Genomic DNA, 18688 nt, shown 5'->3' on the forward strand with positions numbered 1-18688 from the left:
GGATTTCGGCGAAGAGAAAGGCGACGTTCGCACCGGCTTCAAAGAGCATGGTCGTCCGGACGAGATCGCTCCAGTGGCGTTGTTTCTGACCTCGGACGAGGCTCGCTGGATCACTGGGGAGACGATCGTGGTCTCGGGCGGAATGTAGCTTCTTCTGCCTCGCGCCGAAGCCGGGCACCGATCTGGCCGATGCTTCGTCTATCATGGCGCCGAAGTGTCGTCCGTTACACGCCGCGAGCGCGCAAGGGATGTTCCGCATTTTCGCTGATAGCCGACATTATAATGACCGTGGCATTGTTCAGCTATGGGTCCAAAGCAGTCGTCAACGCATCAGTCGGACTACGTCCGGCCTCCTCCGACAGCAGACATGGCAATGGCTCTCGAGTTGTTCAGCTCAGGGCCAAAAGGCGGCATTCGTTAGTCAAGAACAAGTACTCTGACTGTGCCACTCTCCGCTTTGCGGCGTTCAGTCAGTAAGTGCACCGGGCAGGCTCGGGGGAGGCAGCGGCCGACGGATCGTGCGGCCGCGCGAAGCTTGCGAGAGTTTACGCCGCGTCTGATTGCTTCAATACTGTACAAAGCCAGGAAGGGTCCTGAGATCGCTGCCAACCAGGGAGAACCCGCGCCCCAGTCGGACGCCTTTGAACCGTCCTGGTCTCATCGACCACCTTGAAAGCTCGCTTCGCCTCTCGCAATAATGCTAACGATCGCCGCGATGCCGTGTAGGTCGATACGATGATGCAGCCGCCCGGCTTGAGCGATCGGGCGTAACGATGAAGCGAGCGCACAGGGTCGCGCAAATAGTAAAGAGATTCATTGAAGACGATGACATCGAACCGGTCGGCGGGCTCATGCACGTCCGCGTCAGCCCGAAAGAAATTCGTGCGATCGTTGTTGTAGTGGAAAAGCTTCTCGATCGCTACATCGGATATGTCAATTCCGACATAACGCTGATAATCAAGCGGCTTGAATAGCTCAAATAGCACTCCGTCGCCGCAGCCGACGTCTAGATACTCACCGCCGCGCCTAAAGGCGTCCATGTAACCGATGAGTGTCCAGTACCGAGCGCGTTCGGACGCCTGACCCATGTAGGCCCAGCGCTCGCCGCGATACTCCGCGTCCCATACGGACTTCGCCTTCGGGCTGTCGCCGAACCCATGCGCAGTCTCCCACTCGCTGACCGCGCGCCCAAGCGCGTCGCCCAGAGGCATCCGGGATAGATCGAAAGCGTAGTATGCGGAGCGCAAGCGTCGCCATAATTGGTACTTGAGAGTTGCAAGCATTCCCACATCTCCAACATGGATACAGTCACGCTCTTGCTACTCGAACAAAATCGCGTCAGTCAAAGTCGGCCTGATGCTGTCCGCGCGCGAGACCACGACTTGTTGAGGTAGATCAAGCCTTGAACCGATGCCACACCGTCAAGTAGCGAGCGTTCTCTGAGAGTTTGGACCATCGCGCGAATGGTGGTCAACGCACAGCGCGTGAAGTCGGTATCCGGGCGACTTAAAGTCGGACATCAGCATTAGCCCTAGCTGTCTCTGGACGGAGGGAGATACCTGCTATTCCGCTGGCGTCCGCTTCGGGGTCAAAAGCGGGGGGCAGCCTTCAGTCGGGCGACGTCCGTCTTCCCTCAGGCAGCAGACATAACAATGACGCTCGTTGTGCTCAGCTCAGCGCCATGATCCGAAGTCCGTCTCGGACGATTGTGAGCCTTACAAACTAGAGCGTGCACTCATAAACGTCGGCTTACGAATGCAAAGCGCAAGTCTGCCGCATTGGGCGTGATCGGCGGCTTGCCGATTGTGAGATCCGAAGGGGGAGGCTTCGGACGTCCATGCTCGGCTGCTTCGCCGAGCATCGGTGTGGCAAATAGCCATTCGCCATCAATACCACCTCCGCGCCCGTTCGGAATCTCTGGCCAAGGGGACAATACATGCGGACGCTGCAAACGATCTAGTGTGCTGCGTAATCAATGTAATCTAAGTATTTCTGGTTGGACCAGGGCAGCAAGGGAGGGCAGAATCTCGCAGTTGGCTTCCGTGCGTAGTTCGATTGCCTAGCCCATCAATGACGCGAAATGATCCGAGTTGTAGCGAAGATGCAGGTCAATCTGTGATAGTTGCGGGTCAACTAAGGCACATGAAGCAGGGGGGCGCCCCGCGGCGGAGCCCCGCCGCGGCTCAGTCTGCCAACATGCTCCCGACGTGCTCACCCGTTAGAGACGGCCCCGGCTGAAGGCTAGACGGAGAGAAGGCCGGGCCGCTCCGCTAGCCTCATCGAGGGGACTGTTCTCGACCGGCGCATGCCGAGCAGGAGCTCGCAAATGATCATCTAACGCACAGCGGCGTTTGCGGGCGATCGATCAATGCCTCTAGCAAGTTAATTATAAGAAATTAAATATTTTAAATCTCCAGAAATATAGTTATAATCGTGTCGCTGCCGGGGGAGGCATCCCGAGTGCCGGAGGTGATGAGGACCCGAGATGAATACGACCGCTAATCGCTGGACGAGCCGGGAAGATGAGCTTTTTCGAAGGTTGGTAAATTCTCGAGCATCGTCGAGTTCCATCGCCCAGGCATTGAATAGAACCGAAGATGAGTTGAAGAGGCGAGGCTATCTCCTCGGGTTGCCGTTGAAGTGGTTCAAGGCAGCCGGTGGCATACCCCGTCACGTGCCAGGAAAGACCATGTTTTGCTCAACAGAGTAACGATTACCCATAGGGCAACATGAGCAAAGATCGACATCATGCTGTGTGCGTTCTGCAAAAAGGGCCGGTCACCTGGCGGCCATCAGGTGGACTTGTCTTCAAAGTCCAAGGTTTCGAAATACAATCCGAATCGCCCCTTGATGCGCCAGCGCAGGAGAATGCAACTCAGGAGCCGCTAGAGATCTTTCCGGAGGGTTGGTGGGCTTCGCCGTGAACGGTCGTTGGCTGATAGGTTGGCAATCTGGGTCCAAGGGAATCCACCTCCGAGGCACCAGCGTGCTGCGGTGCTGCGCCCGAGGCGCGGCAACGAGCCGGTGGCTATAGCTTAAGATATATATTCCATATTTTCGAATGGCTTAAACTTTGGATTATTTCGCTTCGTTGAGAAGGTGCGTTTCATGATGGTGCACTCATTGAGGGGCAAACACATTGCCACACTCAACAGGCTGTATTTCGAACACACCCCGACCTTGCCATTTACAAGGCGGGAGAATGAATGCACCCGAGCTCTTTCTTCGGCGAGCAGATTTAAACGGGCTTCCGATAATAACGAGGCGTGCTCACTGAGCCGGGGAGGCGATCTACAGGCGCGATTGAACAGTGTTGAACGTGAAATCGAAGTATACTTAAGAATCGAGAGAGAGGAGAAAGCTCGGTTCGATCGCGAGTCCTATTTGTGGACTGCAGAGGATCGAATTGAGTGGCAGGAAACACAACTTGGCAATGCAGAACGTCTTCGCGAACTCCTTAAGGAGCATAGCGATCTGCAAAGCGGCCTCGAAGGCAAGAGTGTATGACCTCCAAGCTGATGGCAGGAAACCGGTAGTCCCTGGAGGCTCTTATGGGCAATATCAAAGAAGCTATTCTCCGCGCGGTGCCTCAAATGCTGTTCTTTGTGGGGTACGCGGCTATTTTCTTGTTCGCGGTTCACCTCTACGTCTCGCTGATGTGGGGCAGAGGACCGTGAGTGAAGATCGTTGAGGCGGTGTGTTTTTGCCCCATGCGGCTGGTTCACGCCCTATTGAGCGGGGCGTCGTCGCATGCACATGGGGCGCAACGCAGCTGTATATTCGCGAGGGAGGGGCAGGTCAGGGTGGGCGTAGCCAAAGACGTCCAAAAGTTGCGATGTGAGCTTCTGCACCAGTACCTGCCTTCATCAACGTCGTTCAGTCCGCAAGTCATAGCCAGCCGGGAGGCTCATGAAAGAGGCCGCACGCGCCGCCAATCAGCTACCAGTCACCGTGCTCAGTGGTTTTTTGGGTGCGGGGAAGACGACATTGCTCAACCACGTGCTGAGGAATCGCGAAGGTCTCCGAGTTGCCGTCATCGTCAATGACATGAGTCAGTTGAATATAGACGCGGATCTGGTTCGTAACGGTGGCGCGAATCTGTCGCATACGACCGAAGCGCTCGTGCAACTTAGCAATGGTTGCATATGCTGCACGCTGCGCGGCGATCTCCTGCTGGAGGTCAGGCGATTGGCCGAAGAGCGACGCTTCGACTACCTTCTGATCGAAGGTACCGGGATTGCTGAACCTCTTCCTGTCGCGGCAACTTTCTCCTTTCGCGACGAAGCCGGTGTCTCGCTCTCCGATCTTGCGAAGCTCGACACAATGGTTACCGTCGTGGACGCCTTGAACCTGCTCGCCAACTACAACAGCCGCGATCTGCTACGAGACCACGGCGAGTTACGCGATGCCTCCGATGGACGTACGCTCGTTGATCTTCTGGTCGAGCAGATTGAATTTGCTGACGTGGTGGTGATCAACAAGGTGTCAGAAGCCACGGAGACGACGCGTGCGGAGGTTCGCAAGGTCGTTGCCGCGCTCAATCCACGGGCGCGCCAAATCGAGGCCGACTTCGGTGACGTTCCTCTGTGCACAATCCTCAACACCGGCCTCTTCGATGAAGCGAAGGCTGCGACTCATCCTCTCTGGAACAAGGAGTTGCACAATCCCGCTTCCCATGTTCCGGAAACCGAGGAGTACGGCATATCAAGTTTCGTCTACTCGGAAAGACGTCCGTTCGATCCCCTCGGACTGTTGTCCTTTCTCAATAAGCCTTGGCCGGGCGTGATACGCGCCAAAGGACATTTCTGGCTTGCGACCCGTCCGGATTGGGTGGGTGTCCTCTCCGTCGCGGGGATGCAACGCCGATGCGAGCCCATGGGATATTGGTGGGCAACGGTCCCGAAGTCGACGTGGCCAAGCCATCCCGAGGTCCAACAACAGCTCGATGACCAATGGGACAGCACATGGGGTGATCGCCGCCAGGAGCTTGTGTTCATCGGTTCAGGCATGGACGAAGCGTACATTCGAGCCTCGCTGGATGCCTGCCTTGCCGATTCGGAGAATGGGTTCGATCCCCAGAGCTGGCGCAATCTCAGCGATCCCTTTCCGCCTTGGCAGTATCCTGATCACGTAAGCTGAGCGGCGAGCAGGCGTCCTGCATTTAAATGGCATCGATGCTCCGCGATGGCGATCATGTGATTACGAAAAATCTTGATATTAAATATTTAATAGGTTAAGATATTCTTTTAATTCCACCCGATTGGATTGTTTGGCAATCATGGCCATAGCAGCCGCTACGAGCAATGGTGCAACGGCCGCCGAAAGGCAGATCGAGCAGTGCGGCTTCGCGCTCGCCTCCTGGTTCAGAGCCTCGCCTGTCAGTCAAAAATTTGCTCGTTCGCGAGCATTGGAGATGTCGCTTCCGCATGCACGCAGTCGGCTAGGTGACCGGCGTCAGAATCCGGCGTTCATATTTCCCCCATCTTCCGCGAGGATGTCATGAGGTCCTTGTACGAAAAGCCCGGCTTGAGTCAGTTAGCCCTCGGATTGCGGACTTGGCCACGGATTCCGCACCGGAGAACTATCTGGGCGTCTGATCCAGGAGTCGAGGACGAGAGACTGTCCTCGCACCCCGCGCGAAATCCGCTGGAAACGGTCCTACGCGCCTCGGATACCGCTGCGCTGTCTTCCTCCAGCATGGCTTCGAATGCAGAATGTGCAGGCGTGACCGCAGGATTGCGAACGCCAACCTCTGCGGCAGCCGACCAAACGACTTCGAACCCCGTCGTCATCCTTGGCCGGATCCCCTCGGCAGCCTTGGCGCCGAGTATCGTCGGATCGTCGACAATTCCGGCGGCCGCGCAGGTTTGTGGTTGCGGCTACTTCATCGCCCCGACACGATTGCTCGATCAAAGTGCAGCCCACAGCGGGCAGTTGCAGGGTACTCAGGTGTCCGGCGGAGCGGATTTCGTGCTGACCGGGCAGGCTGGGATCATTGGAGCCTCCAGCAGTGCCGACATGTCATTGCAGCACGTTGCGCCGCTTACCAACTGGAACGTCTTGCCAGGCGGAGGGGAGATCGGAACCGGGACACCATTGGGTCAAATCGGAATTCTGTCCGGCTCGGTGACGACCGCAGTTGCGCCCCCAGTCGGCCGGCAGGCCGCCGCGACAGAGTCGACCAACTTACTCGCCGCCGCAGCGACTTCTACAAATCCAATTGTTCTCGAGAACCAGAAGGCGGGAAACCCGCAAAGCGAATGGGATATCGTTGGCGCGGGCAGTTCGAACATCGAGGGCTTTGCCACCGACATCAGCATCAATAGGGGCAACCGGGTCGACTTCAAGATCAACACGAATTCGTCAAACTACCGAATCGACATCTACCGCCTCGGTTACTATGGCGGCATGGGAGCGCGAAAGGTCGCCACCATCCAGCACATGGGCGTGCAAAATCAGCCTACGCCGCTACGCGACGCGGCAACCGGTCTGGTCGATGCCGGCAATTGGTCCGTCTCAGCCTCCTGGGATATTCCGGCCGATGCCGTGTCGGGCGTTTATATCGCAAAGCTTGTGCGCCAGGATGGAACTGCCGGCGCCAATCATATCCCCTTCATCGTTCGGGACGACAGCAGCACCAGCGATGTGGTCTTCCAGACGGCGGACACGACCTGGCAAGCCTATAATGGCTGGGGCGGCGCCAATTTCTATGGCGGCAACGGTCCCGCGACTGGTCAAGGCGCGGGACGCGCCTATGCTGTGAGCTACAACCGGCCGATCGCCACCCGCGGTAACGTGGGGACCTATGCCGGTCCACAGGACTATTTGTTCGGCGCCGAATATTCAGCGATCTATTGGCTGGAGCAGAATGGCTACGACGTCTCCTACATGTCGGGAGTTGATGTAGACCGTTACGGCAGTCTCCTCCTCAACCATCAGCTCTACCTTGATGTCGGTCACGACGAATATTGGTCAGGACAGCAACGCGCCAATGTCCAGGCGGCCCGCGATGCCGGCGTCAATCTCGCATTCTGGAGCGGCAATGAGATGTATTGGCGGACGCGCTGGGGCAACAGCATCAGCAGCGACGCCACGGCCTACCGCACATTGATCTCCTATAAGGAGACCTGGTCACCAGGAGCCTCGATTGATCCGAGCGATCAGTGGACCGGGACGTTCCGTGATCCGCGCCTCAGCCCGCCGGCGGTCGGCGGGGGAATCCCGGAAAATGCCCTGATCGGGCAGATGTTCCAGGTCGATGATGTTGGCCAAGGCGGCGGCCTCGAGTCGATCACAATTCCCTATGATGACGCCAACCTGCGATTCTGGCGCAACACCAGCGTTGCCAATCTTCAGCCCGGGCAAACAGCCACGCTGACTAAGAATTATCTCGGCTATGAATGGGACGAGGCGCCCGACAACGGATTCGATCCAGCCGGCCTGGTCCGGCTCTCCTCGACAACCGTTCCAGTCAATACCTATCTGCTTGACTACGGCAACACGACCGGACCCGGCGTCTCGACCCATAACCTGACGCTTTACCGCGCTCCGAGCGGCGCATTGGTCTTCGGCGCCGGAACGGTCTATTGGTCGTGGGGCCTGAGTGACAATCACGATCTGGCGCCGACGCCAACCGACCCGCGCGTGCAACAGGCGATGATCAACCTGCTCGCCGAGATGGGGATTCAACCAGGAACGCTACAGCCGGGGATGATCGCGGGTACCGCCTCGACGGATTCGACCGCCCCGACGTCCGCCATCAACGCGCTGGCAAATTTCAGCGTCGGGACTACAGTCACGATTTCAGGCACGGCAGCGGATGTCGGCGGCGGCGTGATCGCCGGCGTAGAAGTTTCGACCGATGGCGGACTGAGTTGGCAGAACGCGATCGGTGACGAGACGTGGACTTATACCTGGTCGCCGCAGGCTGCCGGGACTTACACCATCAAATCACGCGCGGTAGACGACAGCATCAATCTGGAAGCGCCTTCGGCAGGTCGTACGGTGACTGTCACCGGGCCGTCCTACGTCTCGCTCTTTCCGGGCTCGGCAACTCCCGCCACAGTCAACACCACCGATGCAAGCGCCGTCGAGCTCGGCGTAAGGTTCCAAACGTCGACCCCCGGCACCGTAAGCGGAATTCGCTTCTACAAGAGCAGCCAGGATACAGGCGTCCACACCGGTGAGCTCTGGACCAGCACCGGCACCTTGCTGGCAACCGCCACCTTCACCAATGAAACGGTCGGCGGTTGGCAAAGTGTGACCTTCTCCAATCCGGTTCCGCTAACGGTAGGCGCCACCTATGTCGCGTCCTATCATACGAATGTGGGCCACTACTCCTCCAGCGTGAACTACTTCACGAGCAATGTGACAAGTGGTCCGCTGACCGCCCTCGCCAATGGTAATGGCGTCTATACCTACAGCAGCACCAGGGCATTCCCGACCAGCACGTTCCAATCGACCAATTTCTGGGTTGACGTCATGTTCAACCCTTCCACCACCAATACGGGGCCGGTAGCTGCGAACGATACCGCAACCGTGACACAGAATGCGCCCGCGACGATCACGGCCGCGTCGCTGATCGCTAACGACAGTGATCCCGATGGAGATCTGCTGACCGTAACCGGCGTGAGCGCAGCGACGAACGGCACGGTCGCCCTCAATGCCCAGCCAAATCCGCAGAACAACACCATCACGTTCACGCCCAACGCCGGCTATACCGGACCGGCCAGCTTCAGCTACACGATCTCAGACGGGCGTGGCGGCACGGCTACGGCCAATGTCAGCCTCACGGTGGCACCACTCGGAGCGGGCCCCTTCAGCCTCTTCAGCGCGTCAAATACACCAGCGCAGACCAACCTCAACGACGGATCGCAACTTGAAGTCGGGATGAAGTTCACGTCCTCGGTCGCCGGCCAGATTACAGCTCTCAAATTCTACCGCAGCGCCAGCGACACTGGCGCTGACGTTCTTGATCTTTGGACGTCAACGGGCACCCGCCTTGCTACGGCCACCTTCACCAATACGTCGGCCAGCGGCTGGCAGACCGTTACTCTGCCGTCCCCAGTTTCTATCGCTGCCAACACGACCTATGTTGCTTCCTATCACACCACCGGCGCCTATGTGGCAACCGGCAACTACTTCACTACGGCTGTCACCAACGGTCCCTTGACCGCGCTTTCGACCACGACGGCCGGTGGCAACGGCGTATATTCCTATGGCGGCACCAGCACGTCCGGCATCTTTCCGACAAACACCTATAACGCTTCGAACTACTGGGTCGATGTTGTGTTCGCGCCGTCCAGCGGCAGCAACCAGCCGCCGGTTGCCAACAACGACAGCGGCTACACCACCACCCAGAACACGGCACTTGCGATTGCAGGGGCGGCGCTGCTCGCCAACGACACCGATCCGAACGGCGGGACGCTGACGATCACGGGCGTGAGCGGCGCCGTCAACGGCTCGGCCAGCTTTAACAGCCAGACCAATACGGTCACCTTCACGCCGAGCAGCGGCTATACCGGTGCGGCTTCCTTCAGCTATGCCATCGCCGACGGACAGGGCGGAACCGCAACTGCAACGGTCAGCCTGACTGTAAATACGGCAACTAACCAGCCGCCGGTAGCTAACAACGATAGCGGCTACAGCACTACGCGGGACACGGCTCTCACTATTGCCGCGTCTGCCCTGCTTGCGAACGACACCGATCCGAATGGCGACCAGCTGACGATCACGGGTGTGAGCGCTGGTGTCAACGGCACCGTCAGCTTCAATGCCCAGACCAACCGTGTCACCTTCACGCCGACCACCGGCTATACCGGCGCCGCATCCTTCAGCTATGCCATTTCGGATGGTCGCGGCGGCACCGCAACTGCAACGGCAAGTTTGACAGTCACCACGCCAACTGTGAGCCTGTTTTCAAGTTCCGACACGCCGGCCATTCTCTCGGATCCTGACGCGGCTCAGGTCAATCTCGGGGTGCGTTTCACGTCATCCGCGGCCGGCACCATCAACGGCATCAAGTACTACAAGGGTGCGGGCGACACCGGCACCCATACGGGGTCATTGTGGAGCAGCACAGGCACGTTGCTGGCGACCGCGACATTCACGAACGAAACCAGCAGTGGGTGGCAGACGGTCATCTTCAATAATCCGGTTTCGATCGCCGCCGGCACGACTTATGTGGCAAGCTACCACAGCAATGGGCACTACACCTCGACGGGCAACTACTTTACTAACCCGCGCGTCAATGGTCAGCTCACAGCCCCCGCCGGCAACAATGGCGTCTACACCTACGGCACCGGCAATCTGTTCCCAACCAGCACCTTCGGAGCTACCAACTACTGGGTGGACGTGATTTATAGTCCCGCGAGCGGTGTCAACCGGCAGCCGGTCGCGGCGAATGACTCCGGGTTCAGCACTACTCAGAACTCTCCGATCTCGATCCCAGCTTCGGCCTTGTTGGCCAACGACACCGATCCCGACGGCGATGCCCTGACCATCACGGGCGTGAGCAACAGCGCCGGCGGCACCGCGAGCTACAACGCGCAGACCAGCAGCGTCACTTTCACGCCGAACTCTGGATACACAGGACCGGCGTCGTTCACTTATGCAATCTCTGACGGTCGAGGTGGGACGGCAAGCGCGTCCGCCTCATTGAACGTCAACGCGCCATCTGCGAGCATAGTAAGTCTGTTCAGCAACAATCCGACGCCGAGCGTGGTGTCGGTCAATGATTCGAACTCGGTGGAGCTAGGGGTCAAATTCCGCGCGTCGAGCGCCGGCGATGTCACTGGGCTTCGCTTCTACAAGGGGCCGTCGAACACCGGCACTCATACCGCCAATCTGTGGAGCAGCACCGGCACCCTGCTGGCCACAACCACCTTCACCAATGAGACGGCGAGCGGCTGGCAGCAAGTCAACTTCCCCACGGCCGTAACCCTCACGCCAGGGACGACGTATGTTGCATCCTATCACACGTCAGGAAATTACTCCGCCGATCCCAACCTGTTTAGCTCGGCGGTCACGAACGGACCGCTGACTGCGCCATCCTCGGCCTCGAGTGGGGGCAATGGGGTGTATGCATATGGATCAAACAGCCTTTTCCCGACCAATACCTACAACTCAACGAGTTACGGCGTGGATGTTTTGTTCCGTCCGCAACTGACTGCGTAGCGGGCAGCGGCTGAGAGAAGACTCATATCGGCAACTTCGAAGAAGCTATACTCCGCGTGATGCCTCAAACGCTATTCTTCGCGATGCGCGCGGGACGAACTGCGCATGATTTGCGCTGACGCCAGTGATGGAGAAGGCTAGAACGCGCCCGCGCGCTCCGCCAGCTAGGCCTCTTCTGCGCTGGACCAAACGACAAAGTCGATCTTTCCAGTCGAGAAAATGGCGGCATGCGTCAATAGTGGAAGATTGAAAGATGCCGCAATTTTCAATAGCGACAATGATCAAAAGCCCGGTAGAGACGACTAGAGTGATTTAATCAACTTCGCGGATATATTTGTTTTGAGGGATTTATGACTTAATTCCGACAGAATGCAGCGTGCTTTCTGCGTCGGGGCAGGGCCCATCAAAACTTGGAGTCCTGCATGTTCGGCCGAATAGTAATTGCGTCAGCTGTCGTGTTGGCAGCCTCTATTTCCTCGGAGGCGCGCCCTCTACGGGCCACTCCCCCGCCTGAATGCAACGTGAGCATGCCTTGCGATTTTTCATACTCGATGATGCATACCCAGAGAGCCATCGCACTAGCCCGGAATCCAGAGCGACATGGCGCACGCAGCTTTCGAATGTCCCTCGGCGGCTTAGACTCGTCTGGAACCAAAATCGTCGGTGGTCGCCCGGCGGGATGCCCCCGATCATTCTGCGGGTGTGGTGCGGCCATACGAGTGTTCGGTCGCATCGTGCCCGAGCTGAATCTCGCGGCCAATTGGCTGCGCTTTCCCCGCTCCGCGCCGGCACCGGGAATGGTTGCCGCGCGGCGTGGACACGTCTTCGTCCTGGAGCGCCACGTCGCCGGTGACATTTGGATGGCGTACGACGCTAACTCGGGTGGGCGCGCAACGAGAATCCATGCGCGCTCCCTCAAAGGCTACACCATCGTCAATCCTCATTCGGCCTAGCTGCGCATTGGTTCTTCGTAGACGAAGGCTGGTGGGTCTCGGCTCACCGGCCTTCAATCCGCATTCGCGCCGCCGATGACCCACACAGGGGAAGTGAGCTGGCGTGCTGGGGAGGCAGGGCGAGAGACCGAGGTAGAAACTCACGAGCGCGGCACCCAATCTATAGCCGACCGCTTGGGCTCGCAGGCTGCCGACAATCGGTTCCCAACTGTGCACGACATGTTTCTGTGGTCAGCGAGTCCGCGCCGCGTTGAACATCTTCGCAGGGCGGAGCAACTGCATCCTCGATGCAGGCCTCGCGAGCGAACCAGTTGTGATCGACGCGACAGACCGGGCATCGTGTATTGCCGAAGAATACCGCGCTTCGCAGAAACGTCTCACGATCACACGCATTTCCGGTGAGAATGACGCGATCGGTCTGGGGCAGTTTGATCATAATATGCCCATATGACCGTTCCTGGACATAGCTCACTGCTAGATGAACTGCGTCACGAGTGCGGGTTTGCCTGACGCGTTGCACGTATCAGAATTCAATTTGCGAATTAAGTATATAAAGCCTTGTTCTATTTTGAGATCGGCGATTTTTGTGAGGCCGTTGGATTAATTTCGGCTGCGACAGCGAGCGTCGAGCACCTCTTTGTATCGAATGGAATGCTGCTGGTTCAGTCAAAAGAGCAAAATTTTGTCATTTTATATCATCGGTTTTCGTTGTTAATTTTGGCGGATGACGTAAACTATTTTTTCTGGGTTCGTTCGGTTGGGAGGGAACGATGTCTCAATTAATTTACAAGATGCGCAACTCCAGGTCCACCGCGCAGCAATTGGCGAAAATGCGCGAGAAGCTTGCGATTATCGGCGAGAAAGAGCGCGTTCTAAGAGAGCGGAGTGCGACTCGGGAAGTCTATCGATATCTACTCGATGCTCATCGTGTGGCTGCGTGGCCAAATGCTGATGAAGATATGTTGAATATCCCACCAATTGAAAAGGGTGAAAGCAATCGGCTGGCCATCTGATCGGGTGCGGCATCTGCGTTCGAACGAGGGCGCCGGCAACGATGTGTGCCGGCGTTCACCGTTGAGCCTAGATCGCCTTCCAAACACTTCGAAGCTGAGTTGGCTGTTCTTTCGATCGATGCTGCGCATTGTATGGCGAGATCTGCTCGCCGCTGACTCGATGCAGGGGCGAGGTCGATTGCTCATTTGGTAGAACTTGTGCTGGAAAAATCCTCCGCGGAAGTGGTGCTTAAGCCGGCGATCGATGCAGTCTTTGCGCTGTTCGATGGTCAGCCGGTGCTGTTCAGCGCGACAGGGCAGAAGATCTTTCAGCTGGACCAGGTAGGCGGCTTTATCTGGTGCAGATTGGCACAAGGAGCGTCTCTGGCAGCCGTGTGTCACGAACTGGGCACGCTGGACATTGATGAGCCCGTAGCTCGCCAGTTCGTGCGGCAGGCCATAAGCGCTTGGATCGATCGAGGGTTGCTGGACGTTGATCGGCAAATATCGACGAATTGCGCCTTCTCGGCAGTGTTAGGGCGGCATCGTATCAGTGTGAGGGCTGAAAGCCGGGGTCTCTTGCAGCGGATGGTTTCGCCGTTTTGTGCTTCGGACAACAACGTGGGCCGCCAAGCCGATATTGCGGTCGAGGCGATGATGCTGGATGATCATGTGCTCTTCAGCGGAACTGACGCTGGCCTCCAAAGGTGCGGAGGCGAGGCACTTGCGCCTACAATCAAAGCTCACCTGACCGACCGGCTTATCCGAAGTGATCGGTCGGTCTTCGCTCTCCATGCTGCGTCTCTTGCGAAGAATGGGGCTGGCTTGCTGTTATGCGGGGAACCGGGAGCCGGCAAGTCGACACTTACACTCCAGTTGGTGGACGCGGAATTTCAGTATTCCGGCGATGATATTGTGCTGATCGAGGGTGACGGCACTGCCTGTGGAATCCCATTTGCTCTCACCCTCAAGGAAGGATCGTGGGAGCGGCTGTCGGCATTGCGCAGCAATTGGGACGGCCTCACGCATCGCCGAGCCGATGGCGTTCAGGTGCGGTATTTGCAGGTTTCAAATGCGTACAGCGGGAGTCTTTCCGTTAGCTGGATCATTTTCTTGAACAGGGTCGCGAGCGGTTCGCCGAAGCTGACAGCCTTGGATCAACTCGATTCGATGAAGCGGCTCATCGAGGGTGCATTTGCCGCCGATGGAAGGCTGTCGACGAACGGCTTTTTCGCGTTGAAGGAGATTGTTTCTGGTGCGCGATCATTTCTGCTTACCTATTGCGAAGCGGTAGAGGCCCGGGAGCTGTTGGTGGATTTGTGCGATGGTAAAGCATAGTAGGGCGCTGATAAGCCTTTGTGATTGCCTGCGAGGTGCACCGCCTGTCGACGTGGACTGGATGTCCGTCATCGGGCTCGCGAACCAGACGCTGACGACGCCCGCGCTTATTGACTTCGTCGATCGATATGAATCGGTGCTACCTGAGGACCTCTGCGAGTATGTCCGTCAGATCTATCGTCGAAATGTTCATCGCAACGAGCGGTTGGCGGTTCAATTGGAGGAAGCCGTTGTTGCGATGAATGGGCGCGGAGTCACGCCCGTGTTGCTTAAAGGGGCGGCGACGCTGGCTGCCACGCCTAACGAGCGGCGAGGAGTTCGGCTGATGTCCGATCTGGATATCATGGTCATGCCGGATGAAGCTGAAACAGCGATCGCTGCTCTTCGTGAAATTGGCTACGGCATTCATGTTCAGGCGTCTCGAGAGAGCCGGAGATGGTTCGTCGAACTGATCCGATCGACGGATGTTGGCACCATCGATCTGCAGCAGGCGGCGCCAGGCCCTGCCCACTTCTACCGCGACCCTGCGCTGAGCCATTGCGTCCCTGCGGCGCTGGGGCGGGGGGGTGTGCGAATTCCGACGCCCATGTACCGGGCGCTCATGTTGATCATCCATGATCAGTTTCAAGACTACGGCTATTGGCTCGGCGACCTGGACCTTCGGCATCTGGTCGAACTACGCGATCTGAACAGTTCCGTTGGAGGTCTCGATTGGGAAGAGCTTAACTCCTATAGTTCGGGCGAACTGATGAAGAATGCGGTTGAAACCCAGCTGGTTGCCCTCGCGCAGCTGCTTGGGGTCGAGATCCCGCATGCGCTGCGCTCCCGACTGATTCCGCGTCTGCAGTTCGTTCGCCAATTGACGCAGGCGCGCTTTCCGAGCTCACGCGTGCCCCTCCTCGCGATGTCCGTTCTGGATCTCAGAAACTACCGGCGAGACGCGTCCCTTGGCTCCGCGCGGAGCGCGCGCCGCGGGCTGTGGTCCATCCCAAAAGCGGGCACCTTGCACTTTTTGCTGAAGGCGGCCGCCGCAGTTCGTGCGGGGAAGGTCTAGGGATAGGCGACGACGGCGACATCGACCTTGGAGATGAAGGAGAGTCTTCCCCGTGGCCGCAGAGCTAGGAATGCTCTTACCCACCAGCATTCCGGTCAGGCGAGTCGCCGTTCTCGCGGATTTTGAATTCATCCAGCGTGTGGCCGGATTGAAGGGCGGCAACTAGCCAGCGAGGCTGTTTACCGCGTCCGGACCAGGTCTCGGTCGGCTGCAGTGGGTTACAGTATTTCGGCAAGACCTTCGGATATTTGCGGCGCGGCTGGGGCTGGCCTGCCCCCGTTTCGGTCGCCGCGCTTTCAGAGTCACCGAACTGGTCCGGCTGGTTCAGCTGCGCAAGGCGTTTTTCGAGTTCCCGCTTTTCGGCTGTAATTTTTTCGGCGAGAATCTTCGTGAGCTCCTCGTGGAGGAGCCAAAGTTCCTCAAAACCCATGGCTTCGAGATCCTGCCTCCGCATGGCATTCTCGTCACCGCTCGACGGACTGGTCATTCATCCACCATCCTCCAAATTACGTCAGTGTCGAAATTGACGCGGCAATAAAAATCATTATATTGTATTTAATAGTTATTACGATGATTATTTTATTATATGCCTTAAAAAAGGCGAGGCGCCTCAAGGCGCGCGTAGCGGAGGAATTGTTTTGATTGAGTATCCTCTCGAACGTCTTCAGGATTCGATCAGCCGGTTTGTCGTTCCCTCGGCTGCATGTTTGGATGTCCAGGTCTTGAGATCCCAAATTGAGCTCCGACGTCGTGCGCTCCGGGATATCGAAGTTATTCGCTCTCGTTTGCAAATATGGGACGGCCGACCGATAACAAGGGTGTCTCGACGGGCGAAACGCAGCTCGCCACGCAGCGTATCAAGGGGACGGCGGGGAAGGCCATTCACGAGACCTGGCTAATGTCACCCGTCAACGTGGGCGATCGCGTGAACGGTTGGCTGCACCTCAGGCGTGCAATATAACCCCGTCTCGCAGTTAATTGTGCGAATCGTTCATTTTCTGGCTTGATTAGTCGGCGCGGCGCGGTTATGTGGCGCGGGTTTCCGCACGGTTCCATGTATTTTTTTGTAAACCTTTGAGCTCTCCGGCTTGATTATTGTTGGCGGGAACATTATCAGTTGGGCACAACTATACGGTGGAATCATGTCGGCAAAGAAACTCGAATTAGAATCCATGTCGCTTGACGATCTTTGGTCGCTGCATGAAGAGATCAGTGGGATCTTGTCCGACCGGATCAAGGCAGAAAAGCATGAGTTAGAGAAACGCCTGGCCGCTCTCGGGGGCGGCGCAGCTTCTTTGGCAGACTCAAGTGCGTCAGGCCTATCTCAGACCGGCAAACCAAGGCGCAAATATCCGCGCGTGCTGCCGAAGTATCGCAACCCCCAGACTTCCGAGACCTGGTCAGGGCGTGGCAAGCGGCCGCGTTGGTTGGTTGCTGCGATGAAGTCCGGCAAGCGGATTGAGGAGTTTCGTATTGGGGAGGCGGGGTCGAAGCTCCGTCAGAGGGCCTGACCGGATTGCGGTCTCTCTTCGAGCGGATGGGTTCGGATAAGCTCGGCGGCACAGCCCAATAGAACTGAGCCGCTAGTAGGCATTGCGCGCCCTCAGCACCTCTACCGGGGTTCGCAGTAGGATCGCGAGATCGAGCCGCAGGCTCCAGTTATCAATGTACCAGAGATCGTATTGCACCCGCATTTCGACCATGGCCGCGGTGGGCGTCGGGCCGCGGCAGCCATGGACCTGGGCCCATCCAGTCAATCCCGGCCTGACCCTGCGGCGAAGGGCGTAGTTCCGTACGAGCTTGTCGAATTTTCCGTCGTGAGCCAAGGCGTGAGGACGCGGCCCGATCAACGACATGCTTCCGTCGAGAACATTCAGCAGTTGTGGCAGCTCATCGAAGCTTGTCCGGCGCAACCATTTGCCGACGCGGGTGACGCGCCGATCCGTGCGGTTGGCCTGAAGGATCACGGGCCCGTCCTCGAGCACATCCATGGTCCGGAATTTACGGATCAGGAAGACCCGGCCGTTGAAGCCGCAGCGTTGCTGCCGGAAGAATACCGGGCCGGGAGAATCCAGTTTGATCGCGACCGCCGCCAGCGCCAGCAACGGGGCAAATATCGCTAAGGCGAGGCCCGCGCCAATAAGATCGATCATCCGCTTTGTCCCGCATTCCAGCGGCGTAAGGGGGCCACGCTGGAGTTCTACGCAAACGGCGCTTCCGAGCGTCCGGGTAGGATGCCGAAGCAACTCGGATGTCGTGCCGACGGGCACGAACATGATCGGGAATGGCAATACTCGCAGCTCGGCAACGAAGGCTCGCAGTTCGGGCCATCGCTCCGGGTCAGCTTCGACCACCACCTGGTCGAGCTGGCAATTGCGAATGTAGTCAATCACACGGGCTCTCAGCCGCTTTCGAGAGGCAGGACCGAAGCCAAGCGGAGGCAAGCTGAACCGTCCCTTGATGCAATACCCGTGCATTGAGAGGGTTTCTGACAGCCCGACGTTCTTCGACGGTGGTTGGTCGGTGATCAGGACGATATTCGTATTGGCGAACTTTCTGCCGCTCAAGCCCTTTCCGAGCAGCACCTTGACCGCCCACCGTTCGGCTGTAAGCAGGCCCAAGGCGACGACGCCGAAAAGCAGGGCCGCTTGCTGAGAGGTCCCCGGGCGAACCTCTAAGCCATGCAGGATCCAAAAGAAGACCAGCAATGACGCCCAGGCCATGCAGACAGCGCGTATCTGGTTTCGGAGGAGGAGGAGCTCAACTGGCCGATAAAGGCCTTGGGTTTTCAGCAGGCAAACGAGGCAAGCTGCGCTGGCCAGCGCCAGGCCAATCATGTCACTCAGCTCGGCGGCGGCTCGCCCATTCTGAGCTTGGAATAGAAATGTAGAAACGACGCCAGCAAACAGGATCGCCGCAATGTCCACACAGACGGCCACGTGTTCGACCGCGTCATAACGAAGGGGCCATTTGTGCTGGTGGGATGCTGGCAGTCCTGGACTGACACGATCGGCAATCTCACGATCAGGGAAATGTCGATTCACGAAATTCATCGCGCGCGCCCTGCAATTTAATATTTAATTTATTATTAATTAACTGAGATTATCAAGATAAAAATAGCGATTCGGCAAATTAATTTTGGCCGCCTGTCTTGCCGCCGTCCACCATCGTCCGTC

General features: G+C 57.9%; 11 protein-coding genes. 8 read left to right on the plus strand and 3 right to left on the minus strand.

Features of this window, described 5'->3' with window-relative positions:
• Positions 1-73: 73 nt before the first annotated feature.
• Entirely contained in the window at positions 74-148 is a 75-nt protein-coding gene (locus BCCGELA001_RS35855; RefSeq protein ID WP_442855177.1) for a hypothetical protein, read from the plus strand.
• A gap of 397 nt (positions 149-545) precedes the next feature.
• On the opposite strand, the gene BCCGELA001_RS10935 is transcribed toward BCCGELA001_RS35855, so the two are convergent.
• Entirely contained in the window at positions 546-1283 is a 738-nt protein-coding gene (locus BCCGELA001_RS10935) for a class I SAM-dependent methyltransferase (protein WP_060735283.1), read from the minus strand.
• 2268 nt (positions 1284-3551) lie between these two features.
• Here BCCGELA001_RS10935 and BCCGELA001_RS39260 point away from each other — a divergent pair.
• From BCCGELA001_RS39260 to BCCGELA001_RS10960, 6 genes are all read left to right on the plus strand, one after another.
• A complete protein-coding gene (locus BCCGELA001_RS39260; protein WP_257721955.1) occupies positions 3552-3677 on the plus strand; it encodes a hypothetical protein in 126 nt (41 codons plus the stop codon).
• A 232-nt stretch (positions 3678-3909) separates the two neighbouring features.
• On the plus strand, positions 3910-5139 hold the full coding sequence (locus BCCGELA001_RS10940) for a GTP-binding protein (protein ID WP_060735284.1): 1230 nt from the start codon (positions 3910-3912) through the stop codon (positions 5137-5139).
• 585 nt (positions 5140-5724) lie between these two features.
• Positions 5725-11175, plus strand: a complete 5451-nt coding sequence (locus BCCGELA001_RS10945) for a DUF4082 domain-containing protein (protein ID WP_236840852.1) — start codon at positions 5725-5727, stop codon at positions 11173-11175.
• Positions 11176-12898: 1723 nt separating this feature from the next.
• On the plus strand, positions 12899-13141 hold the full coding sequence (locus BCCGELA001_RS35875) for a hypothetical protein (RefSeq protein WP_083543326.1): 243 nt from the start codon (positions 12899-12901) through the stop codon (positions 13139-13141).
• 198 nt (positions 13142-13339) lie between these two features.
• A complete protein-coding gene (locus BCCGELA001_RS10955) occupies positions 13340-14458 on the plus strand; it encodes a PqqD family peptide modification chaperone (protein WP_060737596.1) in 1119 nt (372 codons plus the stop codon).
• 61 nt (positions 14459-14519) lie between these two features.
• Entirely contained in the window at positions 14520-15512 is a 993-nt protein-coding gene (locus BCCGELA001_RS10960) for a nucleotidyltransferase family protein (RefSeq protein ID WP_236840853.1), read from the plus strand.
• Between the two features lie 76 nt (positions 15513-15588).
• Here BCCGELA001_RS10960 and BCCGELA001_RS10965 read toward each other — a convergent pair whose 3' ends face one another.
• Positions 15589-15966, minus strand: coding sequence for an H-NS histone family protein (locus BCCGELA001_RS10965; RefSeq protein ID WP_060737597.1), 378 nt, complete (start codon positions 15964-15966; stop codon positions 15589-15591).
• Between the two features lie 688 nt (positions 15967-16654).
• Between BCCGELA001_RS10965 and BCCGELA001_RS10975 the strand changes: the two genes are divergently transcribed.
• Positions 16655-17023, plus strand: coding sequence for an H-NS histone family protein (locus tag BCCGELA001_RS10975; RefSeq protein WP_060735288.1), 369 nt, complete (start codon positions 16655-16657; stop codon positions 17021-17023).
• Positions 17024-17095: 72 nt separating this feature from the next.
• On the opposite strand, the gene BCCGELA001_RS10980 is transcribed toward BCCGELA001_RS10975, so the two are convergent.
• Positions 17096-18565 carry an exopolysaccharide biosynthesis polyprenyl glycosylphosphotransferase gene (locus tag BCCGELA001_RS10980; protein ID WP_060735289.1) on the minus strand — a complete coding sequence of 490 codons (1470 nt, stop codon included), beginning with the start codon at positions 18563-18565 and terminating at the stop codon, positions 17096-17098.
• Positions 18566-18688 lie beyond the last annotated feature (123 nt).

It is taken from the genome of Bradyrhizobium sp. CCGE-LA001, assembly GCF_000296215.2.
Classification (GTDB): Bacteria; Pseudomonadota; Alphaproteobacteria; order Rhizobiales; family Xanthobacteraceae; genus Bradyrhizobium.

Excerpts from the sequence above, each read along its gene's own strand:
- BCCGELA001_RS10980 (WP_060735289.1), bottom strand. The coding sequence starts at position 18,565 with ATGAATTTCGTGAATCGACATTTCCCTGATCGTGAGATTGCCGATCGT.
- BCCGELA001_RS10960 (WP_236840853.1), top strand. The coding sequence starts at position 14,520 with ATGTCCGTCATCGGGCTCGCGAACCAGACGCTGACGACGCCCGCGCTT.
- BCCGELA001_RS10975 (WP_060735288.1), top strand. The coding sequence starts at position 16,655 with ATGTCGGCAAAGAAACTCGAATTAGAATCCATGTCGCTTGACGATCTT.
- BCCGELA001_RS10940 (WP_060735284.1), top strand. The coding sequence starts at position 3,910 with ATGAAAGAGGCCGCACGCGCCGCCAATCAGCTACCAGTCACCGTGCTC.
- BCCGELA001_RS39260 (WP_257721955.1), top strand. The coding sequence starts at position 3,552 with ATGGGCAATATCAAAGAAGCTATTCTCCGCGCGGTGCCTCAAATGCTG.
- BCCGELA001_RS35875 (WP_083543326.1), top strand. The coding sequence starts at position 12,899 with ATGTCTCAATTAATTTACAAGATGCGCAACTCCAGGTCCACCGCGCAG.
- BCCGELA001_RS10965 (WP_060737597.1), bottom strand. The coding sequence starts at position 15,966 with ATGCGGAGGCAGGATCTCGAAGCCATGGGTTTTGAGGAACTTTGGCTC.
- BCCGELA001_RS10935 (WP_060735283.1), bottom strand. The coding sequence starts at position 1,283 with ATGCTTGCAACTCTCAAGTACCAATTATGGCGACGCTTGCGCTCCGCA.